The organism is Halopseudomonas phragmitis (assembly GCF_002056295.1).
GTDB classification, from domain to species: Bacteria; Pseudomonadota; Gammaproteobacteria; order Pseudomonadales; family Pseudomonadaceae; genus Halopseudomonas; species Halopseudomonas phragmitis.
In genome coordinates this window covers 1,064,899-1,087,705 of record NZ_CP020100.1, presented here as the reverse complement: position 1 = coordinate 1,087,705, position 22,807 = coordinate 1,064,899, and the positions used below count along the sequence as shown (strand labels likewise).

The 22,807-nt window shown below is 61.9% G+C and carries 20 protein-coding genes; 9 read left to right on the top strand and 11 right to left on the bottom strand.

Annotated elements, in window-relative coordinates; genetic code table 11:
- The first annotated feature begins 1 nt into the window (after position 1).
- On the top strand, positions 2–562 hold the full coding sequence (locus BVH74_RS05065) for a TRAP transporter small permease subunit (protein WP_080049018.1): 561 nt from the start codon (positions 2–4) through the stop codon (positions 560–562).
- Positions 562–1,932, top strand: a complete 1,371-nt coding sequence (locus BVH74_RS05060; protein ID WP_080049017.1) for a TRAP transporter large permease — start codon at positions 562–564, stop codon at positions 1,930–1,932. Before BVH74_RS05065 ends, BVH74_RS05060 begins: the two co-directional genes overlap by 1 nt.
- Positions 1,933–1,967: 35 nt before the next feature.
- Here BVH74_RS05060 and BVH74_RS05055 read toward each other — a convergent pair whose 3' ends face one another.
- From BVH74_RS05055 to BVH74_RS05045, 3 genes are all read right to left on the bottom strand, one after another.
- Positions 1,968–2,813: a hypothetical protein gene (locus tag BVH74_RS05055; RefSeq protein WP_080049016.1), complete on the bottom strand. Its 846-nt coding sequence runs from the start codon at positions 2,811–2,813 to the stop codon at positions 1,968–1,970.
- Positions 2,814–2,911: 98 nt separating this feature from the next.
- A complete protein-coding gene (locus tag BVH74_RS05050; RefSeq protein ID WP_080049015.1) occupies positions 2,912–3,853 on the bottom strand; it encodes a hypothetical protein in 942 nt (313 codons plus the stop codon).
- 125 nt (positions 3,854–3,978) lie between these two features.
- Positions 3,979–4,464 (bottom strand): MarR family winged helix-turn-helix transcriptional regulator, encoded by a 486-nt coding sequence (locus BVH74_RS05045; RefSeq protein WP_080049014.1) that lies wholly within the window; start codon positions 4,462–4,464, stop codon positions 3,979–3,981.
- A 112-nt stretch (positions 4,465–4,576) separates the two neighbouring features.
- On the opposite strand from BVH74_RS05045, the gene BVH74_RS05040 reads away from it, so the two are divergent.
- On the top strand, positions 4,577–5,155 hold the full coding sequence (locus tag BVH74_RS05040) for a hypothetical protein (protein ID WP_080049013.1): 579 nt from the start codon (positions 4,577–4,579) through the stop codon (positions 5,153–5,155).
- A gap of 99 nt (positions 5,156–5,254) precedes the next feature.
- Here the strand turns inward: BVH74_RS05040 and BVH74_RS05035 are convergent, their stop codons facing one another.
- Together BVH74_RS05035 and uvrD are read right to left on the bottom strand one after the other, a co-directional pair.
- Complete coding sequence (locus BVH74_RS05035) at positions 5,255–6,355, bottom strand: TRAP transporter substrate-binding protein (RefSeq protein ID WP_080049012.1); 1,101 nt, start codon at positions 6,353–6,355, stop codon at positions 5,255–5,257.
- An 82-nt stretch (positions 6,356–6,437) separates the two neighbouring features.
- Entirely contained in the window at positions 6,438–8,609 is a 2,172-nt protein-coding gene (uvrD, locus tag BVH74_RS05030; RefSeq protein WP_080049011.1) for a DNA helicase II, read from the bottom strand.
- Between the two features lie 219 nt (positions 8,610–8,828).
- On the opposite strand from uvrD, the gene BVH74_RS05025 reads away from it, so the two are divergent.
- Positions 8,829–11,672 carry a putative bifunctional diguanylate cyclase/phosphodiesterase gene (locus BVH74_RS05025; protein ID WP_080049010.1) on the top strand — a complete coding sequence of 948 codons (2,844 nt, stop codon included), beginning with the start codon at positions 8,829–8,831 and terminating at the stop codon, positions 11,670–11,672.
- A 9-nt stretch (positions 11,673–11,681) separates the two neighbouring features.
- Here BVH74_RS05025 and speB read toward each other — a convergent pair whose 3' ends face one another.
- Together speB and BVH74_RS05015 are read right to left on the bottom strand one after the other, a co-directional pair.
- Positions 11,682–12,626, bottom strand: a complete 945-nt coding sequence (gene speB, locus BVH74_RS05020; RefSeq protein WP_080049009.1) for an agmatinase — start codon at positions 12,624–12,626, stop codon at positions 11,682–11,684.
- Positions 12,627–12,643: 17 nt separating this feature from the next.
- Positions 12,644–13,579, bottom strand: coding sequence for an extracellular solute-binding protein (locus BVH74_RS05015; protein ID WP_080049008.1), 936 nt, complete (start codon positions 13,577–13,579; stop codon positions 12,644–12,646).
- Between the two features lie 124 nt (positions 13,580–13,703).
- Here BVH74_RS05015 and BVH74_RS05010 point away from each other — a divergent pair, with 124 nt between their 5' ends.
- Positions 13,704–14,612 carry a LysR family transcriptional regulator gene (locus tag BVH74_RS05010; RefSeq protein ID WP_080049007.1) on the top strand — a complete coding sequence of 303 codons (909 nt, stop codon included), beginning with the start codon at positions 13,704–13,706 and terminating at the stop codon, positions 14,610–14,612.
- A gap of 8 nt (positions 14,613–14,620) precedes the next feature.
- On the opposite strand, the gene BVH74_RS05005 is transcribed toward BVH74_RS05010, so the two are convergent.
- Positions 14,621–15,697 (bottom strand): extracellular solute-binding protein, encoded by a 1,077-nt coding sequence (locus BVH74_RS05005; protein WP_080049006.1) that lies wholly within the window; start codon positions 15,695–15,697, stop codon positions 14,621–14,623.
- A 175-nt stretch (positions 15,698–15,872) separates the two neighbouring features.
- Entirely contained in the window at positions 15,873–17,324 is a 1,452-nt protein-coding gene (gene zwf / locus BVH74_RS05000) for a glucose-6-phosphate dehydrogenase (RefSeq protein WP_080049005.1), read from the bottom strand.
- A gap of 111 nt (positions 17,325–17,435) precedes the next feature.
- On the opposite strand from zwf, the gene hexR reads away from it, so the two are divergent.
- Both hexR and BVH74_RS04990 read left to right on the top strand, forming a co-directional pair.
- The gene (gene hexR, locus BVH74_RS04995) at positions 17,436–18,311 is read left to right on the top strand and encodes a transcriptional regulator HexR (RefSeq protein WP_080049004.1); all 876 of its coding nucleotides are present in this window, start codon (positions 17,436–17,438) and stop codon (positions 18,309–18,311) included.
- A 3-nt stretch (positions 18,312–18,314) separates the two neighbouring features.
- Positions 18,315–18,593, top strand: coding sequence for a peptidylprolyl isomerase (locus BVH74_RS04990; RefSeq protein ID WP_080049003.1), 279 nt, complete (start codon positions 18,315–18,317; stop codon positions 18,591–18,593).
- A gap of 3 nt (positions 18,594–18,596) precedes the next feature.
- Here the strand turns inward: BVH74_RS04990 and BVH74_RS04985 are convergent, their stop codons facing one another.
- A complete protein-coding gene (locus BVH74_RS04985) occupies positions 18,597–18,899 on the bottom strand; it encodes an ArsR/SmtB family transcription factor (protein WP_080049002.1) in 303 nt (100 codons plus the stop codon).
- 87 nt (positions 18,900–18,986) lie between these two features.
- Here BVH74_RS04985 and BVH74_RS04980 point away from each other — a divergent pair, with 87 nt between their 5' ends.
- Positions 18,987–20,075, top strand: a complete 1,089-nt coding sequence (locus BVH74_RS04980; RefSeq protein ID WP_080049001.1) for an NADH:flavin oxidoreductase/NADH oxidase — start codon at positions 18,987–18,989, stop codon at positions 20,073–20,075.
- Between the two features lie 223 nt (positions 20,076–20,298).
- Complete coding sequence (locus tag BVH74_RS04975) at positions 20,299–21,450, top strand: GGDEF domain-containing protein (protein ID WP_231705592.1); 1,152 nt, start codon at positions 20,299–20,301, stop codon at positions 21,448–21,450.
- Here the strand turns inward: BVH74_RS04975 and BVH74_RS04970 are convergent.
- Positions 21,447–22,688, bottom strand: a complete 1,242-nt coding sequence (locus tag BVH74_RS04970; protein WP_080051624.1) for an SLC13 family permease — start codon at positions 22,686–22,688, stop codon at positions 21,447–21,449. The genes BVH74_RS04975 and BVH74_RS04970 overlap by 4 nt on opposite strands.
- Positions 22,689–22,807: the final 119 nt, after the last annotated feature.

The window sequence follows — 22,807 nt, the reverse complement described above, 5'->3', positions numbered from 1 at the left end:
CATGTCCGGTTCCCCCATGGCCATCGCCCTGCGTCTGGCCCGGGTCATCGATCTGGTCAACGCCGGCCTCGGCCGGACGCTGGCCTGGCTGACGCTGCTGATGGTCGTGCTGACCTGCTACGTGGTGCTGCTGCGCTACGGTTTTAGCCTGGGTGCTACTGCCGCCCAGGAATTGATCATGTACGCCCACGCGCTGGTGTTCATGGGCGCAGCCGCCTGGACCCTGCAGCGTGACGCTCATGTCCGGGTGGATATCTTCTACCGCCGCCACAGTGCCAAACGCCAGGCACTGGTCGACCTGACCGGCACCCTGTTGTTCCTGCTGCCGGTGTGCCTGTTTCTGGCCTGGAGCTGCTGGGATTATGTCGCCGTATCCTGGGCCCGCCAGGAGCGCTCGGCCGATGCCGGCGGCCTGCCTTGGGTCTATCTGCAAAAGAGCATCATCCTGCTGCTGGTCGCCAGCCTGCTGCTGCAGGCCATCGCCCAGTTGATCAAGACTACCGCGGTCCTGCGCGGCGCCCTGCCCCGGCATCTCGACAGCCAGCCACAGGAGGAGCTGTGATGCCGCCCGAGTTCATGGCCATCGCCCTGTTTCTGTGTCTGTGTCTGGCTCTGCTGGTCGGCTACCCGGTAGCCTTTACGCTGGGCGGGCTGTCACTGCTGTTCGCCGGGCTCGGGGTGGTGCTTGGCAACTTCGATCCAAGCTTCTTCGGCGCCCTGCCCAGCCGGCTGTTCGGCACCATGAACAACCAGACCCTGCTGGCGGTGCCGTTGTTCGTGTTCATGGGCGTGATGCTGGAGAAATCGCGGATCGCCGAAAGCCTGCTCGAATCCATGTCCCGGCTGTTTGGCGGGCTGCGCGGCGGGCTGGCGTTCTCGGTCTGTCTGGTCGGCGCGCTGCTGGCCGCCAGTACCGGCATTGTCGGCGCCACCGTAGTCACCCTCGGCCTGCTGGCCCTGCCGACCATGCTCCGGCGCGGCTATGACCCGGCGGTGGCCACCGGCACCCTGGCCGCCACCGGTACTCTGGGGCAGATCATTCCACCATCGATCATTCTGGTTTTGCTGGGCGATGTGTTGTCCAGCGCCTATCAGCAGGCCCAGTTGCGCCAGGGCATCTTCTCGCCCCAGACCGTCACCGTCAGCGACCTGTTCATCGGTTCACTGCTGCCCGGTCTGCTGCTGGTCGGTCTGTATCTGCTGTATCTGATCGGCGTGGCCCTGCTACGCCCGCACAAGCTGCCGGCGATTCCGGCCGAAGAGCGCGGAGAGCTCAAACTGCTCAGCCTGCTCGGCAGCCTGTTGCCGCCGCTGCTATTGATCATGGCGGTACTCGGTTCAATCCTCGGCGGCATCGCCACCGCCACCGAAGCCGCCGCCGTCGGCGCTCTGGGCGCTACCCTGCTGGCGCTGATCAAGGGTCAACTGAATCTGACCCGGCTACGTGAAGTGGTCGAATCGACCACCCAGATCAGCGCCATGGTGTTCATGATCCTGATCGGCGCCTCGATCTTCTCTCTGGTATTTCGCGGCTTCGGTGGCGAAGAGCTGATTCATCAGGCCTTCAACAGCCTGCCCGGCGGGGTGGTCACTGCGACCATTCTGGTGATGCTGGTGATCTTCCTGCTCGGCTTTATCCTCGACTTCATCGAGATCACCTTTGTGGTGGTTCCGATCGTCGGTCCGGTGCTGCTGATGATGGGCCTGGACCCGATCTGGCTGGGGGTCATGATCGCCCTGAACCTGCAAACCTCGTTCCTGACCCCGCCGTTCGGCTTCGCGCTGTTCTATCTGCGCGGCGTCACCCCGGTCACCGTCCCGACCAGCGCCATGTACCGCGGGGTAATGCCGTTTATCGCCATCCAGATCCTGATGCTGATCATCGCCGCCGTCTGGCCGGGACTGATCACCTGGTTGCCGGGGGTGTTGTAGGAGGCGGCATAAAAGCAGGATTGAACGTGATCGTCTTATCCGGCCGTTGCCGCTGTTGGCTGTAGCTTGTCACCAAGCTCTTCGCGCCGATGGCGCTGGCCCAGCCAGGACGAAATACCGACCTCTGCTGCGATCAACACCAGCAGCGCCAGCGCCTGCAACAGTACCATCAGATAGAACTGGCGCATGAAGCGACTGACCTGTTGATTGACGAAGGCAATGATACCGTCGGCGTCCATCAGCGTATCGAAACGCAACTGGGTAAGATCGCGCAAAGTGCGCTCGTCAAGTCGAGTGTATTTGGTCCCGGCCGGAATGATCACTTTGTTGACTATCTGGCGCACCATATATTCGCGCAGCACGGTGCGGCGTAACGATTCCCAGCCGCGCTGAGCCAGGCGCTGCATCGGCCCAGCAGTATCAGTGGCTTGCAGATAGGCCAACGGCACCTCGGCCAAATAGGCATCGACCAGCTCCACCAGTACCTGCTCAGCGCTGTAACTGCGATATTTCTCCAGCTCCAGTCGCGGCCCTTGCTGACTGATATAGGCGTGATATTCGGCAGTGAAGCCCAGCGCAATCTCTTCCACCACTGGCCGCTGGCGCTTGATCTCGCTGTGTACCTGCTGTTCCAACGTCGACAGAATGCCGTACTGGAATCCGAGAAAACCGCCCAGGCAAGGCAGCGCCAGCCAATAGAGTTTAAGCAGCCAGTGGTGCCAGGCATTCTTGCGCGCCAACCAGCCCCGGCGCTGCATGAGAACGACCACAAATACGCCCGCCACCAGCCCCAGCAGTGTCATGCCGGTAGTGGTCAGGGCAATCATGATCAGATCCAGGTTGTCCCAGAAACCACTTGCGAAGGTCTTGATATTGTCCATTGCCATTCCTTGACAGTTATTCCTTGTTTACTGCGCGACAACAAGCACAGTGAGAGTGCCGAAGCACTCCCGATCAGTACTCGCCATCAGAATCTCGCTTAGCCTTCGATGGCGCTGACCGCGGTGAGACGGTCGATGGTGTTGCCCATATAGAAGCTGAACGGCTGGCCGAGGCCGATGGCCAGCTCGCTGCATTGGCCGCGTAGCCGCGAGTGGACTATCGAGTCGATCTTGCCACTCTGGTGGCGTACGTCGCCAACCGGGCCGAGCTGCAGGTCGATCTGGTTGAGGCGGCCGCTGAACATGCTGGCCCGTCCGCGGCTTTCGACAGGGGGGCTGATGCCTACTTCATCGTTATCGAGCATGGCCTGCAGCCGGGCGTTGTTGAACTGTAGTTCGGCGTTCAGTATTTCCGAGCTACGCCGGCCAACCACATAACGACCCTCTTCGCTGTCCTCGTCCAGCTTGTAGGCGAGGTAGTTGAACGGCAGATGGGGTTCAAGCTTGACACTGATATTACAGAACACTGAGCTTCTGGCTCCGCTGTTGCCTGTCAAGGCGGCGGCGAGCATGTCGCCCAGGCCGTAGCTGTGGCTAAGCACGACCCTGCCCAGAGTCATTTCAGCCTGATAGCTGCCCAGCTCTTCGCTGTCAGCCTCTGTCTCTTCCTGCCCACCGGGCTGACGGCTGAGGTTGAAGGTCACAGTCAGTGGCAATGCTTCACGGGCTTCGACAATCGCTTGCAGGCTCTGCTGAAAGGCCTGCAGTTGCTCGGGCTGTGCACCGCCGTTACTGATGCTGAGGATCACCGAGTGATCGTCGTCCGGATCGATGCGCATCGATACCTTGGTCGGCTCAATACCCTGTTCCTGCAGTTGACCAACGATGGCTTGCTTGTAGGCGGCGAAGACTTCGGGCTTGGAGGCAGGCTTGCTCCAGTGGCGGTCGGCGCGGGCCGACTCTTCAAAGGTCAGGCGGGCGAAATCCTGGCTACAACCGGCCAGCATGCCGATCAGAACCAGGCAGAGAAGGTTACGCATCCTTACGTCCTGTGCAGTGTGACAAAGCCCGGCAGTTTAGCGACCTGACCGCAGAGGCTCAAGGGCGGGGTGTTCCACAAGGGCTACATTGATCAGCCTTTAACTGCCATCGAACAGCGACAGAGCTAACCCGCCAACCCGTCCCCGTTATCCCCCGGATTGGCACGCAGCTGCTCCAACGCCAGCAGATTGCGATACAGGGTTTCCGACAGACGCTTGAGCTCAGCGCCCTCCGCCGGGGTCAGCACGCCCAGGCAGGCCATGCGCAGGGGAATGTCCTCGGCGCGCGCCTGCAGCGCCCGGCCGCTGTCGGTCAGGCTAATCACCCGCCGGCGCTCGTCCTCGGCTGAACGGGCACGCAGCAGCAGCCCCTTGGCCTCCAGCCGTTTCAGCAACGGCGTCACGGTACCGGTATCCAGCCGGGTGCGCTCGCAGATGGCGGTCACCGACACACCGTCCTCCTCCCACAACGCCAGCATCACCAGGTACTGCGGATAGGTCAGATCCAGCGGCTCGAGCAACGGCCGGTAGGCCCGCGACAGGGCATTGCCCGCCGAATACAGGGCCAGGCAGATCTGGTTGCGCAGGTGCAAGTGAGAGGGAGAAGACATGCAACAGAGTCCATCGGTGAAGTCAGACATCATTCTATCGGGCGCCAGCGGTTGACACTACGGCCAATCAGGCAAATTATATTGCACACAATATAAATTCAGGAGCCTCCCCGTGAACCTCAGCCACAGCCGCCTGCTGCTCGCCGCCGCACTGACCAGTCTGGCCATCACCACCCATGCCGAAGCACCGGCCGACCCGATCAGCGCTGACAGCTTCGGCTGCATCCGCGACATGACCCCGGTACGCGGCTTCTTTGTCGACAACCTGAAGGGCGATCTGGAAGCCACCCTGGCGGTTGCCAACGCCCTCGACGGCGGCGTCTACCCGCCCGGCTCGGTGGTGCAACTGATCCCCACCGAGGTAATGGTCAAGCGCGACCCCGGTTTCAGCCCGGTAACCAAAGACTGGGAGTTCATCGAACTGGACGTCAGCGCCGAGGGCGCCAGCATCCGTGCCCGCGGCTTTGCCGACGTCAACAACAAGTTTGGTGGCAACTGCTTTGCCTGCCACGTCAAGGCCGAGCCGCAGCGCGACATGATCTGCGAACAGGGCCACGGCTGCGATCCCATCCCGCTGACCGCCGCCATGTCGCGCGCCCTGCAGAAAACCGACCCGCGCTGCGCCCCGACCGAGCTGAGCAGCGAGGAAATGGAAGCGCTGAAAGCGCTGCGGGCGGTGTTTGGCGGGTGAGGAAAAAACCGGCCTGATTTGCTGAAGTCCGGCAAACGCTGAGGGCGTGGTTCAAGTACTGCAACGAACCGCACCCGCAGGGACATTACATTTCACTACTCAACCACGCAAACCGTACATCACCTGTTCGCCCAGCGCATGGTTGGCCCAGACCTTTTGCCGGAAAGCTTCCATCGAGTCCCAGACCTGGCGGTTGAGCGGATCCTGGTTGGCGGTTTCGTCCAACACCTGCATCGATAGTTCACGCAGCCGTTCAAGCACCTCATCGGGCAACCGGCGCAGTTGTACCTGGTGCTCGTTGACCAGGGTATTGAGGGCATCGGCGTTGCGCCGGGTGTACTCATCGAGCATGGCCTGGTTGGTGGTCCGTGCGGCCTCTTCGACAATACTCTGCAGATCGGCCGGCAAGGCCTCGAAGGCGCGCTGGTTGATGGTCAGCTCAAGCACCGCACAGGGCTCCTGCCAGCCGGGGTAATAGTAGTATTTGGCGGCCTGGTGCAGACCGAAGGCCAGGTCGTTGTAAGGGCTGACCCAGTCAGTCGCATCGATCATGCCGTTCTGCAACGAGGTGAAGATGTCGCTACCCGGCAGGTTGATCGTGGTGGCACCGGCACGGGCCAGCACTTCGCCGCCAAAGCCGGGCATGCGGATCTTCAGCCCGCGCAGATCATCAAGGCTGTTGATTTCCTTGTTGAACCAGCCGGCCATCTGCACCCCGGTATTGCCGCAGGGCAACGGCAGGACACCGAACGGAGCGTAGGCCTGGCGCCACAGTTCCAGGCCGCCGCCTTCGTACAACCAGGCATTCATTTCCTGGGCGTTCATGCCGAAAGGCACGGCGGTAAAGAACGGCGCAGCGGCACTTTTGCCCTTCCAGTAATAGGCCGCGCTGTGGCCCAGCTCGGCGGTGCCGCTGGAGACTGCATCGAACACTTCCAGGGCTGGAACCAGTTCGTTGGCGGCAAACACCTGGATGCGCAAGCGGCCACTGGACAGACGGTTGACCGTGTCGGCGAAGCGCTCGGCCGTGGTGCCAAGGCCGGGGAAGTTCTTTGGCCAGGAGGTGACCATTTTCCAGCGAAAGCGTTGCTGGCTTTGCTCACCGCCCTCGGCGATGGCCTTGTCCTGGTCCTGGCAACCGGCCAGGGCCATGGCACCGAGGCCCAGACCGGCGGCGGTGATCAGTTCACGTCGTTTCATCAATCAAGCTCCTGACTTCTACTCGCTCAAGCGCTGTCCTCAGCGCCGGCTATTGCTGTAGTAATTGTCGCACTCGGTGTGATTACAGCGGCTGCAGCTTGGCATAGGCGACCATCAGCCATTTGCTGCCTTCGTCGTCGAAGTTGACCTGGATACGGGCCTGGGCGCCATGTCCTTCGTAGTTGAGTACCACGCCCTCGCCGAAAAGGCCGTGCGCCACTCGCTGACCCAGGGCGAAGCCGGTGCTTTCGGTGGCTTCGGCCTGGAACAGCTTGTTCTTCGGCCCGAACGGACGGCTGACCTGGTTGCCCAGGCGTACCTCGCGAATCAGCTCGGATGGGATCTCGCGCACAAAGCGGGAAATCTTGTTGAACGTTTCGCTGCCATACAGCCGCCGGGTTTCCGCCCAGGTGATCACCAACTGCTGCATGGCGCGAGTGATGCCGACATAGGCCAGACGCCGCTCCTCCTCCAGCCGGCCGGGCTCTTCCAGGCTCATCTTGTGCGGGAACAGGCCCTCTTCCACTCCGGCCAGGAACACCAGCGGGAATTCCAGGCCCTTGGCGCTGTGCAGGGTCATCAGCTGGACGCTGTCCTCGAACTGGTCGGCCTGGGTATCGCCGGCCTCCAGCGAAGCATGGGCGAGGAAGGCCAGCAGCACATTGCCCTCTTCTTCCAGCTCAGCCTGATCATTCTCGAAGGCGCGGGCAGCCGACACCAGTTCCTCAAGGTTTTCGACCCGTGCCTGGGCCTTGTCGCCCTTTTCCTGTTCGTGAAAACGCAGCAGGCCGCTGTGTTCGATGACCTGCTGGGTCATGCTGTAGAGCGGCAGACCTTCGACCCGCTGGGCCATTTCCTCAATCAGTTGCAAAAAGCCCTGGACCGCATTGGCCGCGCGCCCGGGCAGGGCTTTCATATCGAGCATGTCGCAGGCTGCCTGCCACAGCGTGACGTTGCAGGCGCGGGCGTGCTCGCGCAGCGCTTCGACGGTCTTGTCGCCAATGCCCCGGGTCGGCAGGTTGATGATCCGCTCCAGCGCGCCGTCATCGCCGCGGTTGGCGACCAGACGCAGGTAAGCCATGGCGTTCTTGATCTCGGCGCGCTCGAAGAAGCGCTGTCCACCGTAGATGCGGTAGGGAATGCCGGCACGCAGCAGAGCCTCTTCGAGCACCCGCGACTGGGCGTTGGAACGATAGAGAATGGCGATTTCACGGCGGGCCATGCCCTCGCCCACCGCCTGCTCGATACGCTCGACGATATAGCGCGCCTCGTCCTGTTCGTTGAAACCGGCATACAGGGCAATCGGTTCGCCTTCGCTGCCGTCGGTCCACAGCTCCTTGCCCAGACGCCCGGCGTTGTTGCCGATCAGCGCGTTGGCGGCCTTGAGGATCAGCGCGGTGGAGCGGTAGTTCTGTTCCAGCCGGATCAGCTCGGCGTTGGGGTAGTCGCTTTGGAACTGCTGGATGTTCTCGATCCGCGCGCCGCGCCAGCCGTAGATCGACTGGTCATCATCGCCAACCACCATCAGACTCGGGTTGCTACCGGCGATCAGGCGTAGCCAGGCATACTGCACAGCGTTGGTGTCCTGAAACTCGTCGACCAGCAAGTGACGGAAACGCGCCTGGTACTGCTCGCGCAACCCGGCGTTGTCGCGCCACAGCTCCAGCGAGCGCAACAGCAGTTCGGCGAAATCCACCACCCCGGCACGCGCGCAGGCCTGTTCATAGGCCGCATAAATGCGCAGCATGGTGGTCAGGTACAGGTCCCCGGCCGGCTGGATGTGCTGCGGGCGCAGGCCTTCGTCCTTTTGTGCGTTGATCCACCACTGAGCCTGACGCGGCGCCCACTGGTTCTCATCTAGCCCCAGTTCGCGGATGACCCGCTTGACCAGCCGCTGCTGGTCATCGCTGTCGAGGATCTGGAACTGTTCGGCCAGTCCGGCCTCACGCCAATGGGCGCGCAGCAGGCGGTGGGCCAGGCCGTGGAAGGTGCCGACCCACATGCCCTGCGGCGAGATACCGAGTAGTTGCTCGATACGCTGGCGCATTTCATAGGCGGCCTTGTTGGTAAAGGTCACCGACAGAATGCTCCAGGGCGAGGCATTCTCGACCTGGATCAACCAAGCGATGCGATGCACCAGCACCCGGGTCTTGCCCGAGCCGGCGCCAGCCAGAACCAGTTGTTGCCCAGGGCTGGCGGTGACCGCCTGGCGCTGGGCGTCGTTAAGCGAGTTGATAAGGTGTGAAATATCCATCGGGGCATTCTACCAGCGACCGCCGGTCCCTCGGTAGAATTTGCCCAAGCCCGCGGTCCAGAGGCTTTGGCGCTATAAAGCAGCGACTAAAAAAGGCTGGGCCGGATCAGCGCTCTGGTGTATGGTGCAAAATCTGATACTGTCGCGGTACAGATCTTCGGCCAGCCACGACAACACGTAACAACAAGAAACGCTCAGCGTTCAGGGGACCACGTCATCATGACGTTTGACACCAGCCCATTTGCCAGTGGCCACACCGAGCAGCGCCTACGCCAGCTCGATAAGCTGTATCACTATTCGCGTCTGCCACAGTGGTTGATCCTGCTTTCGGCCAGCGCCATCAGCTTGCTTGTCTGGGAGCATACCGAGCGCCCTGTATTGTTGGCCTGGCTACTGCTGATCGGTTTGCTGGTGCTGCTGCGCAGCCATCTGGTGAACCGCTACCGGCAAGCCTCCAACGCAATCAAGCTGCGCCTGCGCTGGCGCCTGCTGTTCTATCTGGGTAATGCCCTGTCCGGCCTGAGCATGGCCTATGTGCATCTGTTCCTGGTGCCGCTCGACAACTTCAGTCTGCAAGCACCAGCCTACGGGCTGGTCACCGGGGTCAGTCTGTGCGTAAGCATTATCTACGCTCAACGGTTTCTGGCGTTCATCACCTTTGCCCTGCCTTGCTGGTTGCCGCCAATCATCTATCTGTTGAGTCGCGACGACCCTTCCAGCCCCTATTGGGGCTTGATGGCTTTGGCGCTGTTTAGTTGCCTGATGCTGGCGGCAGCTTTCATCAATCGCTCGGCGATCACTACTGCCCGGGCCAATCAGCGCAACGAGGCGCTGGTGGCGCGGCTGGACGATGCCCGACAACAGGCCGAGGCACTGAACCAGCAACTGACCCGGGAAATCCAGCAGCGGCGCCAGGCCGAACAGCATCTGCGAGACAGCCATGACGCCCTGGAGGAGCGGGTACGTCAGCGTACCGCCGAGTTGGAACAGGCAACCCGGGCCCTGAGTGCCAGCGAAACCCAGCTCAGCCTGGCAATGGAAGCCAGTGAATTGGGGCTATGGGACTGGAACCTGGAAACCGATCAGGTATTTCACTCCCACCTGCAAGAGATTTTCGGCTTACCGGCCGAGTCGGTCACCAGCATGCTCAGGGATCTGCGCCCACGCCTGCACCCGGACGATGTGCGGCCGCTGCAGGAAACCCTGGTTCGGCACATGCGTGGCAATACCCCGTCCTATCGCATCGAGTACCGGGTTCGGCACGCCGATGGCCGCTGGATCTGGGTCGAAGACAGTGGCCGGGCGGTGGCCCGCGATGACAGCGGCCGGGTAACCCGGATGATCGGCACCCGTCGCGACATCACCGCCCGCAAGCACCAGCAGGAACAGGCGCAGTTGGCAGCAACCGTATTCGAGGCCACCTCCGAAGGTATCTACATTCTTGATCCCGAGCTGAAAATCCTGGCGGTCAACCAGGCTTTCAGCGTAATCAGTGGCTACGCTGCCGGGGATGTGATCGGTCAACCGATTTACCGCCTGAACGATCTGGCCGACGCTTTCGACACTTATCAGCGCCTGAGCCAGTTGCTGCATACCCAGGATCGCTGGCAGGGCGAGCTGCTCGAACAACGCCGCAGCGGCGAGCGCTACCCACAGTGGCTGCAACTGACCGTCGTGCGCAACCACAAGGGTGAAACCACCCATCTGGTCGGCTTCTTCGCCGATCTGACCACCCACCGCCAGACCGAAGAACAGCTTCAGTACCTGACCAATTTCGACGCGCTGACCCAGTTGGCCAATCGCAACCTGTTCAACCAGCGCCTGCAGGAAGCCACCGGCCGGGCCCGTCAGTACCGCTACGGGCTGGCCTTGTTACATATCGACCTGGACCGCTTCAAGTACATCAACGACACCCTCGGGCATGACGTAGCCGACCAGTTGCTGCGACTGGTGGCCGGGCGCCTGAGCGATCTGGCTCCCGAGGCCGATACCCTGGCGCGCCTGTCGGCCGACGAGTTCGTGATTCTGGTCGAACGCGACACCAGCCTCGAACAGCTCAGCGAACTGGCCGCTCAACTGCTCAAAGGCCTGCGCCAGCCGGTCAGCATCATGGGCCATGAACTGGTGGTCACTGCCTCTATCGGCATCAGCCAGTTCCCGGATACCGCCCGTGACAGCCTGCTGATGATCACCCAGGCCAACCAGGCCATGCAGCATGCCAAGCACCTGGGCGGCAACACCTACCGGTTCTTCACCCGAGAACTGCGGGCCTACAGCCTGGAGCGCCTGCAATTGGAAAACCAGTTGCGCAAGGCCATCGAAGACAACCAACTGGTGGTGCATTACCAGCCCAAGCTGCACCTGAACGACGATAGCATCAGCGGCGCCGAAGCGCTGGTACGCTGGCAACATCCACAGCGTGGTCTGGTGATGCCGGGCGACTTTATCGACATGGCCGAGGAAACCGGGCTGATCATCGCCCTGGGCGATGCCGTGCTGCACAAAGCCTGCCGTCAGGCCAGCCACTGGTATCACCAGGGCCCAACGCCGGTCTGCGTATCGGTCAACCTGTCAGTGCAGCAGTTGCGCCAGAGCCACTTCGCCCGCCGGGTCCAGCATATCCTTGAGGAATGCCAGTTGCCGGCCGAGTATCTGGAGCTGGAGCTGACCGAAAGCATGTTCCTCGAACATGTCGATGCGGTGGCCCACAATATCGCCGAGCTGCGGGCCATGGGGATTCGCCTGGCAGTCGACGACTTCGGCACCGGCTACTCCTCGCTGGCCTATCTCAAGCGCTTCCCGGTCGATACCCTGAAGATCGATCGGGTATTCGTCACCGATCTGGGCCAACACAGCCAGGACGCGGCGATTACCCGGGCGATCATCGCCATGGCCCATAGCCTGGACCTGCGCGTGGTTGCCGAAGGGGTCGAGCGCGATGTGCAGCTGGCCTATCTCAAGCAGTACGGCTGCGACGAAGTGCAGGGGTATCTGATCAGCCGGCCGCTCTCGGCGGCCGACTTTACCGCCATGCTGCAGGAGCACCGGGGCCTGATGAACTAGGCCCCGGACTCAGCGAGCGGCATACAGACAGATCATCTCCATTGCCAGGGTGGCACCAGCCAGCGCGGTGATTTCCGCACTATCGTAGGCTGGCGCCACTTCAACCAGATCCAGCCCAACCAGATTGATCCCACGCAGCCCACGCAGAATCTCCAGCGCCTGATGAGTCGACAGACCGCCACACACCGGGGTACCGGTGCCGGGCGCGAAAGCCGGGTCCAGACAGTCGATGTCGAAGGTCAGATAGACTGGCTGCTGGCCAACCCGTGCACGAATCCGCTCGGCAATCGTCTCCGGACTGCTGCGATTGACCTCACGCGCATCAAGCACCTGGAACCCCATTACGTCATCGTTGGTGGTGCGCAGTCCCACCTGCACCGAGCAGGCCGGGTCGACCAGCCCCTGGCGCGCGGCATGATAGAACATGGTGCCGTGATCGATGCGCTCATGCTCCGGGTCCGGCCAGGTGTCACTGTGGGCGTCAAAATGAATCAGCGCCAGCGGACCATGACGCCGGGCGTGGGCCTTGAGCAACGGGTAGCTGATGAAGTGATCGCCACCGAGGGTCAACAGTCCGCAGCCGGCGTCCAGAATCTGTTCGGCATGGGTCTGGATACTGGCCGGCACGCTTTCCGGGCGGCCATGATCGAACAGGCAGTCGCCATAATCGACGCAGGCCAATCGCTCGAACGGGTCGAACTCCCAGGGGTAGTGCCGGGCCCAGGCCATCTGTACCGAGGCGGCGCGAATCGCTCGCGGGCCGAAGCGGCTACCCGGCCGGTTGCTGGTGGCAGTGTCGAAGGGCACGCCGCTGATCACCAGATCGACACCGGTGAGATCCCGGCTGTAGCGTCGACGCATGAAACTGGTGACGCCTGCATAGGTTGGTTCGGCGGCGGTGCCGTACAGGCTGTCACGGGTGAAGGCCTGGTCGTTGCTGGGGCTGTGATCCATGGGAAAGCTCCTCGGGCTCAATACTGGGTACGAAAACGGGTCCACAGACGGTTGCGCTGACGCTGCTCGGCCAGGCTCAACTGGCGCTCGGCGAACAACCGGGCCCGTAGCTCGGGCGGCGGATAAATGTCTGGATCGGCGGCGATCTGTGGATCAATCAACGGCTCAGCCGCCAGGCTGGCATTGGCGAAGAACAGCTCATTGGTCAACTCGGCCAGCACTTCGGGCTGGAGCAGAAAGTCGATCAATTGCCGGGCCGCTGCCGGATTGGGGGCGTCCACCGGAATCGCCAGACTGTCGAACCAGATCAGTGTGCCCTCACGCGGGATACGGTAGATCACCTCGAACGGCTGGCCCGACTCTGCGGCCCGCGCCGCCGCCATGCCGGCATCACCGTTATAGGTCAGCGCCAGACACACCTCACCCCGGGCCAGGTCATCGATATGCCGGGCACTACCGACATAGCGCACATTCGGCTGCAGCTCCGCCAGCAGTTGCGCCGCCTGCTCCAGGGCCGGGCCAGCGCTGGCGTAGGGGTCATGACCCAGGTAGTTGAGGGCGATGGCAATCACTTCCTGGGGCGAGTCCAGCACGGCAATCCCGCAATCCTTCAGGCGCTGGGCGTAGTCCGGCTTGAACAGCAGGTCCAGGCTGTTCAGCGGGGCATCGGCCCCCAGCCGCTGCTCGACCGCCTGCAGGTTGATCCCCAGGCCCACGGTGCCCCAGGTATAGGGCATGGCGTAGCGATTACCCGGATCAGCCTCGGCCAGCAGCGCCAGCAGTTCCGGGTCCAGGCTCGCGGCATGGGTAAATTCGCCAGCCTCGATCGGCTGCAGGGCGCCGGCCTGGATCGCCCGGGCCAGGCTGGTCGAGGCTGGAAACACCAGGTCATAGCCGCTGCGTCCAGTCAGCAAGCTGCCGCCCAGCAGCAGCGCTAATAGGAACAGTCGCATGGTCTGAATCTCGCACAGGCTAATGAATTGTTATCGGGCCTGAACATGCTTGCATGGGCATTGTTTTATAAAAATGCAAAGTGTTCTATTTTGGCATCGACATTCATCAATGTTTGGAGGCGCAATGCTCAGCCAGCTACGTGATCTGGATCTGCAACTGTTGCGGCTGTTTGTCACCGTGGCCGAGTGTGGTGGTTTCAGCGCCGCTCAGGGTGAACTGGGGGTGGGCCAGTCGACCATCAGCACCCAGATGGCCAAGCTGGAAACCCGTCTGGGCTTTCGCTTGTGCGAGCGCGGCAAGGCCGGCTTTCGCCTGACCCCCAAGGGCGAGCAGGTGCTGCAGGCAACCCGGCGGCTGTTTGCGGCCATCGACAGTTTCCGCCACGAGGCTCAGGGCATGGCCGACAAGCTGATCGGCGAACTGCATCTGGGACTGTCCGAAGGGTTGGCCGACGCTGTGCTGGAGCGCATTGCCCAGGCCATCGGGCGCTTCAGGCAGCGCAATCAGGCGGTGCAGATCGAGCTGATCACCGCCATGCCGGCGGAGCTGGAACGGCGGTTGTTGCAGAATCAGTTGCAGTTGGCAGTCGGCTATTTTGCCGGGCAACAGGCCGCCATCGATTACCGGCCGCTATTTCAGGAGCGCCAGTGCCTGTACTGTGCCAGTACTCACCCGCTGTTCACAAACCCGGCACCAACCCCAGAGGACCTGCGCCTGGCCGACCGGGTACACCATCCCTATCGACTGTTTCCGCCACGTGAGCCGCACCTGAGCGAAGCCAGCAGCGCCCAGACCGAACAGGTCGAAGGTGCGCTGGCATTTATCCTCTCAGGCCAGCATATCGGCTATCTGCCCGAGCATATCGGCGCGCGCTGGGTCGCGCGCGGACGTCTGCGTGCCTTGCTGCCCGGGCAACTGCGCTTTGAGGTCGGCTTCCAGTTGGCCCGCCATCGGGGCCAGCATCCCAGTGATGCACAACAGGCCTTCGAGGCGGATCTGCTGGCCAGCTTTCAGAGCCCGCTGAACCCGTGAGTCCTTACTCAGTGTTGGGCGATAACCCGGCTCCACAATCGAGTGCGCTGACGCTGATCGGCCACACCCAACTGACGCTCGACGAACAGCCGCGCCCTGACTGCCTCGGTGGGATAGATGTCCGGATCGGCGACAATCTGCGGATCAACCAGCGGCCCCGCTGCCAGGCTGGCGTTGGCGAAGAACAGCTCATTGGTCACTTCGGCCAGCACCTCGGGCTGGAGCATGAAGTCGATCAACCGGTGCGCGGCCTCGGGATTCGGCGCATCAACCGGAATCGCCATACTGTCGAACCAGACCACGGACCCTTCACGGGGAATACGATAGACCACCTCGAACGGCTGCCCCAACTCTGCGGCCCGTGCCGCCGCCAGCCCGGCATCACCGTTGAAGGTCAGTGCCAGACAGATTTCGCCGCTGGCCAGATCATCAATATGTTGGGCGCTGCCAACGTAGCGCAGATTCGGCTGTACCCCGGCCAGCAACTCGGCGACCTGTCTGAGCGCTGGCGGGTAACTGGCATACGGATCATGCCCCAGGTAGTTGAGGGCGATGGCGATGACTTCCTGTGGCGAGTCCAGAATCGAGACGCCGCAATCTTTCAGGCGGCTGACGTATTCGGGCTTGAACAGCAGATCGAGACTGTTAAGCGGGATCTGTCCCAGGCGTCGTTCCACCGCCTGGCGATTGATTCCCAACCCTATCGTGCCCCAGGTGTAGGGCATGGCATAGCGGTTATTGGGATCGGCCACCGCCAAAAACTGCATCAACTCTGGATCCAGCTCAGCAGCATACTGATAGCGGCTGCCGTCGATCTGCTGCAAGGCACCGGCCTGGATTGCCTTGGCCAGCACGGTGGTGGATGGGAACACCAGGTCATAGCCACTGGCGCCGGCCAGCAGCGTACTTTCCAGTACTTCGGGACTGTCGAAGGTGTCGTAACGCACTTCAATCCCGGTTTGTTCCTGGAATCGCTGAATCGCTTCAGGTGGAAGATATTCTGGCCAGTTGAACAGGTTGAGCTGCTGACTGGCGGCCAACGGCAGGCTGCAGCACAACAGCCACACACAGCAAAGCAATCGCATGGTTCAGATCTCACGCCGGTTGGAATTCAAATGATGCCGGCTCATCTTTACACAGGCTCTGCTTCAAATAAATTCAATCGGCCCGCTATAGGCCTTTATTGTGACCCAAGTCAGTTCTTGCCCTTCAACCTGGCACTCCGACGCTTTAGCGCAAGCCTTTCAGCCGACAGCGGAATCAGTTTTCATCGAACCAGCAATGCCCCTGACGCTCCAACAGGCTGTCAGCGGCGTCCGGCCCCCAACTGCCGGCAGCGTAGCGCTTGGGTGAGCGATAGCAGTCCTGCCAGCCCTGGATGATCGGATCGACCCAGCGCCAGGCTGCTTCGATCTCGTCGCGGCGCATAAACAAGGTGGCGTCACCTTCGATCACGTCCAACAACAGCCGCTCATAGGCGTCCCAGCGCCGGCGCTTGAAGGCCTTGGCAAAGTTCAGATCCAGCTCAACTTCCTGCAGCGCCATGCCCCGTCCCGGTGACTTGGCCATCAGCGCCAGGCTGATGCTCTCATCCGGTTGCAGGCGGATCACCAGCCGGTTGCGCGCCGGGTCGCCGCCGTTCTGGGAGAACAGCCGATGCGGTACGGCCTTGAACTGGATGACGATTTCCGATTTGCGCTGAGCCAGGCATTTGCCGGTACGCAGATAGAACGGCACTCCAGCCCAGCGCCAGTTGTCGATCTCGGCCTTAAGCGCAACGAAGGTTTCAGTATTGCTGTCATGATCCACACTTTTTTCGAAGTAGTAGGCCGGCAGTTGTTCACCAGCCCGTTCTCCGGCGGCGTATTGACCCCGTACGGTACGGTCCTGCACATCCATACCGGTGATCGGCCGCAAGGCTTCGAGAATCTTCAGCTTCTCGTTACGCACCGCTTCGGGCTCGAAATGCACCGGCGCTTCCATGGCGACCAGACAGAGCAACTGCAGCAAATGGTTCTGCACCATGTCGCGCATCGCCCCAGCCTGATCGTAGTAGCCCCCGCGATTTTCGACCCCGACCGTTTCCAGCACGCTGATCTGCACATGGTCGATATGCGCATTGCGCCACAGCGGCTCCAGCAGAGCGTTGCCAAAGCGCAGCGCCAGCAGGTTCTGTACTGCTTCCTTACCCAGATAGTGATCAATTCGGAACACCCGTGACTCGTCAAACACGGCGCCGATCTGGTCATTGATCTGGGTCGCGGTCTTGAGGCTTTCGCCCAACGGTTTTTCCAACACGATGCGGGCCTGCTCATCGACCAGCCCCACCGAAGCCAAGTGCTTGGCGGTAGCAGCGAACAGGTTGGGGAAGGTTGCCAGATAGAACACCCGCACTCGCCCACGGACCTTGCCCAAGGCCTGGGCCAGACGCGGGAACTCGACCCGCTGACTGACGTCCAGACTCAGATAGTCAATCCGCTCGGCGAAAGCGTCCCAGGTCTCGCTGTCGAAATCCCCCAGGGCCACATGCTGACTGACATGCCGCTGTACCAGTCGCCGGTAGCTCTCGGCCGCATGCTTGGCCCTGGCCGCCGCCAGAATCCGCGTACCCGCATGCAGATAACCGTCGCGGTGCAGGTAGTACAGCGCCGGCAGCAGCTTGCGCAGGGCCAGATCGCCGGTCCCGCCCAGCACTACAATGTCACAGGCCATGCCGCGATGTGCAGGCACATCGATTCTCCCATTCAAGACGTTTTGACCATTTTTGTAGTATAACTACAAGAAATTCGGCCATTTCGACCCTCAAGACTACCAGAAGCCAACGTGAATTTACTCCAGCATATCGCCGTCAGCCGCCCTACGCTGCGCAAATCCGAGCTCAAGGTAGCCGATTTTGTGCTGGCCCAGGCTGCCCAGGTCATGCACTCGTCGATGGCCGATCTGGCCCGCGAAGTCGGGGTCAGTGAACCGACCATCGTACGCTTCTGCCGGGCAATTGGTTGCAGCGGCTTTCAGGACCTGAAACTGCGCCTGGCCCAGAGTCTGGCCGCCGGCGCCAGCTTCGGCCAGTTCTCGATCAGTGAAGACGACAACGTCGACGAACTCTCACACAAGATCTTCGACACCACCCTGGCGACCCTGATGGATGTGCGCGAGCGCCTCGACCCGCAGGCCATGGAGTCCGCCATCGCCGCGCTGGCCAAGGCCCGGCGGGTGGAGTTCTATGGGTTTGGCGCCTCGGGTGCGGTAGCCAGCGACGCCCAGCACAAGTTCTTCCGTCTGCAGGTCTCTACCGCCGCTTATTCCGACCCGCATATGCAAGCCATGTCGGCAGTGACCCTGGGGCCCCAGGATGTCGCCGTGGCCATCTCCCAGACCGGGCGGACCAAGGATCTGCTGCACTCGGCCAGCCTGGTTGGCGAAACCGGCGCTACCCTGATCAGCCTGTGCCCCAGCCATACCCCCTTGGCCGAGCTGGCCGGTATTCATATCCCGATCGACGTGCCGGAAGACACCGACATCTACACCCCGCTGTCTTCACGCATCGCCCACCTGGTAGTGATCGACGTGCTGGCCATGGGCATGGCCATGCGCCGCGGCCCGGAGCTGGTCAACCACCTGAAGAACGTCAAGCGCAGCCTGCGCGGCCTGCGCCTTTCGAACAAGGCCGGGGCACGCAGCGCCGATACCCAGGAGTAACCCATGCCCGTCGCCATGGCCCGCCATATTCTGGTCAAGACCGAAGCCGAAGCCGCGGCGTTGAAAAAGCGCATTGCCGCCGGTGAAGCGTTCGACGTTCTGGCCAAAAAGTACTCTACCTGTGCGTCGAAGAAGCGCGGCGGCGATCTGGGCGAAGTGCGCCCGGGCCAGATGGTCCGCGCGATTGACCAGATCATCTTCAAGAAGGCCCTGAAAGTGGTGCATGGGCCGGTCAAGACCCAGTTCGGCTGGCATCTGGTGCAGGTGTTCTACCGCGATTGAGGCTTACTGACTGTTAGCCAGAACAGCATCCAGCAGGCCGGGGAAGCGGCTGTCGATATCAGCCCGGCGCAGCGAATTCATGTGCATAGTGCCCACCCCATAGGTGCATACCAGCCCGGCATCGCGCAGCACCCGGAAATGGTGCGACATGCTCGACTTCGGCCGCCCGCCATCCAGCTCACCACAGCTGGCTTCGCCGACCTCGGCCAGCCGACGCACAATTTCCAGGCGCACCGGATCACTCAGCGCATAGAGCACGCGCTCAAGGACAAAATCATCGGGATTGGGGTGTTTGAACGGTCGCATGGATCAAATTCTACACAAGGGTTTACTTTACGGCCATAGTTCCAATATTATCGAACTAACGTAACAACTAACCCACAGGTATTTCCCATGTCCGCGCTGTTTCAACCCTTCACCCTCAAGGACGTCACCCTGCGCAACCGGATTGCCGTACCGCCGATGTGCCAGTATTCAGCCGTCGACGGTCTGGTCAATGACTGGCACCTGGCCAATTACAGCGCTCAGGCCCGTGGCGGCGCAGGCCTGGTGATCGTCGAGGCTACCGCCGTGGCCCCCGAAGGCCGCATCACTCCGGCCTGCGCCGGGATCTGGAATGATGATCTGGCCCAGGCCTTCGCCCCGATCGTGCGCAGCATCAAGGCCCAGGGCGCGGTACCCGGCATCCAGATCGCCCATGCCGGGCGCAAGGCCAGCGCCAACCGGCCCTGGGAAGGCGATGATCACATCGGCAACGATGACCCGCGCGGCTGGCAGACCATCGCTCCCTCGGCCGTGCCCTTCGGTGCCCATCTGAGCAAGCAGCCCAGGGAAATGGGCCTGGACGATATCGCCCGGGTGCGGGACGATTTCGTCACCGCCGCCCAGCGTGCCCTGGCGGTCGGTTTCGAGTGGCTGGAACTGCACTTTGCCCATGGCTATCTGGCCCAGAGCTTCTTCTCCGAGCATGCCAACCAGCGTACCGACACCTATGGCGGCAGCTACGAGAACCGCAGCCGCTTCATCCGCGAAACCTTCGCCGCGGTACGTGAGGTGTGGCCAGCACATTTGCCGCTGACCATCCGCTTCGGGGTCATCGAGTTCGACGGCCGCGACGAGCAAACCCTGAGCGAGTCGATCGACCTGACCAAACGCCTGAAAGCCGATGGCCTGGACATGATCAGTGTCAGCATCGGTTTCAATACCCCCGAGGCTCAGATTCCCTGGGCACCTGGCTTCATGGGCCCGATTGCCGAGCGGGTGCGTCGCGAAGCGGACATTCCGGTCTCCTCGGCCTGGGGCTTTGGTGAGCCGAATATCGCGGAAAATGCAGTGAATAGCGGGCAACTGGATGTTGTCATGGTCGGCAAGGCACACCTGGCCAACCCGCACTGGGCCTACCATGCCGCCCGAGAGCTCAAGCTCGACCAGGCCTCCTGGACCCTGCCCGCGCCTTACGCGCACTGGCTGGCGCGCTACTAAGCACAACACCGTCCCCTGAAAGTCCCGGACTCCTGTCCGGGACTGCCATCACCCTGCCCACCTCCCCCAAACCTATCCGGCGGATTTTATCCACCGGTTTGCGCGGCTGAATCATTCAGCCTCCAACTCATGAATCCGATGAAAAACCTGCACCCGGGGCAGCATAAAGTGCCACACTTTAGCTATCACTCTTGCCAGCGCCACGAGACGTACAGTGACCATCATGCAAGCGCACATCCCTACCATGTTTATGATGGTCATCATCGTCAGCCTGACCATGACCATCTGCACTGCCCTGGTCTGGCGGCCGGAGCGCAAGGAAGGGTTAGGTTATTGGACGCTGGCTCTGGCGCTGCACAGCTCGGTGTATACCCTCTACAGTCTGCGCGGTGAACTCAGCGACTTTCTCACCATTATCGTTGCCAACACGCTGCTGGCCGGTGTGTTCGTGCTGTTTGCCGAGGGCTTGATGCAATTTCAGCAACGGCGACTGAACCGCTGGCTGACCTACTGGCCGCTACTGGTCGTACCGTTGGTGCTATATGCCCTGCTCGATCAGTTGGCGGCCAGGGTAGTGGTGATGGCTGCAATCGTCCTGTATCAAGCCATACTGGTACTGGTGATCGTGTTCAGCCGGCATCGCCAGACTGACGGGCGCGGTCAGTATTTCCTGATCACCGCCTTCGGCATGATCATCGCCACCATGGCCTATCGGGGCGTAGGCACAGCGCTGGGCATGGATCAGATGTTGCTGATCACCAGTTCCAACCCGATTCAGATGGCCACCTTCCTGACCGCGACCGTCAGCATGATTCTGGTTGGCATGGGGCTGATTCTGATGGTCAAGGAGCGGGCCGACGCCCAAATGCTCAAGCTGGCCATGCATGATGAACTGACCGGACTACCCAACCGCCGTTACATACTGGAGGTACTGGAGCGCCTGCTGGCCGCCAGTAACCGCCAGCAACAACCCCTGAGCCTGATGATGCTGGATACCGACCATTTCAAGCTGATCAACGACCGGCATGGCCACCAGGTCGGCGACCAGTCGCTGAAACTGCTGGCCGACACCCTGCGCTCGCGGCTGCGGACCCAAGATCATGCCGGGCGGCTAGGCGGCGAGGAGTTTCTGGTGGTACTGCCCAATACTCAGGCCAGCGGCGCCCGGGAGCTGGCCGAGCAACTGCGCCAGAGCATTGAGCAGTCTACCTTCCTGACCCGCGACAGCCGACCGCTGACCCTGACCATCAGCATCGGCCTGTGCTGCCTGGAGCCGGGGGGCGAACTGGACAGCCAGCAGGCCATCAGCCGCGCCGACCAAGCGCTGTACCTGGCCAAGCAGAATGGCCGCAACCGGGTAGAAATGGCCGCCTAGAATCCGCCAACCCAGTGCAGCCAGGCCAGCGCGAGCGCCATGCTGATCAGGGTGACAGGAATACCGCAACGGGCATGGGCGCGGAAACTCAGGGTCACACCGACCTGGGCAGCGCGCTCGACCACGATGATATTGGCCAGGCTGCCGACGATCAGCAGATTGCCGGCCAAGGTCGATAGCAGTGCCATGGCATACAACGCCTGCTCACTGGCCTGGGGCCAGACACTGAGCATCAGGATCACCAACGGGACATTGCCAACGCTGTTGCTGCCCGCCAGCATCAGCGGTGCTAGCAACCATGGCTGTTCAAGGTCCCAGCCTGAACCCAACAACCAGGCCATGGCCTGCTGATCGAATCCGGTCAGCGACAGACTACCGGTGACGATGAACAGGCAGGCGAACAGCAACAACAGGTGCCAATCCACCGCCCCCAGCATATCCCGGCTGGCCTGCACCCGGCTCATCAGCAGAATCGCAGCAACCAGCAGCGCGCTGATTTCCTTGGCCTGTGAGGTGGTAAACAGCGCCAGTAAGGCCAGCACTGCAACCACGCCCTTGCTGGTCTGCCAGGTGGAAAAGCCATTGGCTCGCAGCAAAACTCCAGACTCGGCCGGCTTGCTGGGCTCGGCAGCCAGGGTCTGACGCCACACCCAACCCACTACCAGCCAGACCACCAGCGTGGCCAGCAGCGCCGGTACCGCACAGACCGCGGCGAAGGCCCAGAAATCCAGCTGGCCGGCCTGACCGATCAGGATGTTCTGCGGATTGCCGATCAAGGTCGCCGCGCTACCGGTATTGCAGGCGCAGGCCAGACCGATCAGAAAGGGCCTGGGGTCCAGACCGCGCTGGCGGGTGCCCTCAGCAATGATCGGTGCCATGGCAAAAGCAATGATGTCATTGGCCAGCAGCGCCGACAGCAATGCCGCCGTGGCGATGGTCAGCCCCAGCAGCGCCTGGGATGACAGTCGGGCATTGACCAGCCGCCGGGCCAGCGCATCGTAGGCTCCGGCGGCGGCGAACTGAGCGGAAATGATCATCAGCCCCATCAACAGTACCAGGGTCGGCAGATCGATCCATTGCCCTGCCTGATCGACTTCCAGCAAGCCACTGACCAGCAGGCACACAACCGCCAGCAGCGCTATGCCGGTACGGTCCAGGCGCATACCGGGCATGCGCCCCAGTGCCATGCCGATATAGGTCAGTACAAACACCGCGAGCAATAAGTAGGTTGGCCACATGATCAAGGGGCTTCTCTAGAGTCTGTTGAAGTGGCGCGGCCTGAGTCGGTCGGCTCCGGGCAACTGCAGCAGTTTTTTCCGGGTCTGACAAGCCACTCACATCCTGTCTGCCCGTCAAC

Coding starts and splice junctions, on each gene's coding strand:
- BVH74_RS05065 (WP_080049018.1), top strand. CDS start 2: ATGTCCGGTTCCCCCATGGCCATCGCCCTGCGTCTGGCCCGGGTCATC.
- BVH74_RS05060 (WP_080049017.1), top strand. CDS start 562: ATGCCGCCCGAGTTCATGGCCATCGCCCTGTTTCTGTGTCTGTGTCTG.
- BVH74_RS05055 (WP_080049016.1), bottom strand. CDS start 2,813: ATGGACAATATCAAGACCTTCGCAAGTGGTTTCTGGGACAACCTGGAT.
- BVH74_RS05050 (WP_080049015.1), bottom strand. CDS start 3,853: ATGCGTAACCTTCTCTGCCTGGTTCTGATCGGCATGCTGGCCGGTTGT.
- BVH74_RS05045 (WP_080049014.1), bottom strand. CDS start 4,464: ATGTCTTCTCCCTCTCACTTGCACCTGCGCAACCAGATCTGCCTGGCC.
- BVH74_RS05035 (WP_080049012.1), bottom strand. CDS start 6,355: ATGAAACGACGTGAACTGATCACCGCCGCCGGTCTGGGCCTCGGTGCC.
- uvrD (WP_080049011.1), bottom strand. CDS start 8,609: ATGGATATTTCACACCTTATCAACTCGCTTAACGACGCCCAGCGCCAG.
- BVH74_RS05025 (WP_080049010.1), top strand. CDS start 8,829: ATGACGTTTGACACCAGCCCATTTGCCAGTGGCCACACCGAGCAGCGC.
- speB (WP_080049009.1), bottom strand. CDS start 12,626: ATGGATCACAGCCCCAGCAACGACCAGGCCTTCACCCGTGACAGCCTG.
- BVH74_RS05015 (WP_080049008.1), bottom strand. CDS start 13,579: ATGCGACTGTTCCTATTAGCGCTGCTGCTGGGCGGCAGCTTGCTGACT.
- BVH74_RS05010 (WP_080049007.1), top strand. CDS start 13,704: ATGCTCAGCCAGCTACGTGATCTGGATCTGCAACTGTTGCGGCTGTTT.
- BVH74_RS05005 (WP_080049006.1), bottom strand. CDS start 15,697: ATGCGATTGCTTTGCTGTGTGTGGCTGTTGTGCTGCAGCCTGCCGTTG.
- zwf (WP_080049005.1), bottom strand. CDS start 17,324: ATGGCCTGTGACATTGTAGTGCTGGGCGGGACCGGCGATCTGGCCCTG.
- BVH74_RS04990 (WP_080049003.1), top strand. CDS start 18,315: ATGCCCGTCGCCATGGCCCGCCATATTCTGGTCAAGACCGAAGCCGAA.
- BVH74_RS04985 (WP_080049002.1), bottom strand. CDS start 18,899: ATGCGACCGTTCAAACACCCCAATCCCGATGATTTTGTCCTTGAGCGC.
- BVH74_RS04980 (WP_080049001.1), top strand. CDS start 18,987: ATGTCCGCGCTGTTTCAACCCTTCACCCTCAAGGACGTCACCCTGCGC.
- BVH74_RS04975 (WP_231705592.1), top strand. CDS start 20,299: ATGCAAGCGCACATCCCTACCATGTTTATGATGGTCATCATCGTCAGC.
- BVH74_RS04970 (WP_080051624.1), bottom strand. CDS start 22,688: ATGTGGCCAACCTACTTATTGCTCGCGGTGTTTGTACTGACCTATATC.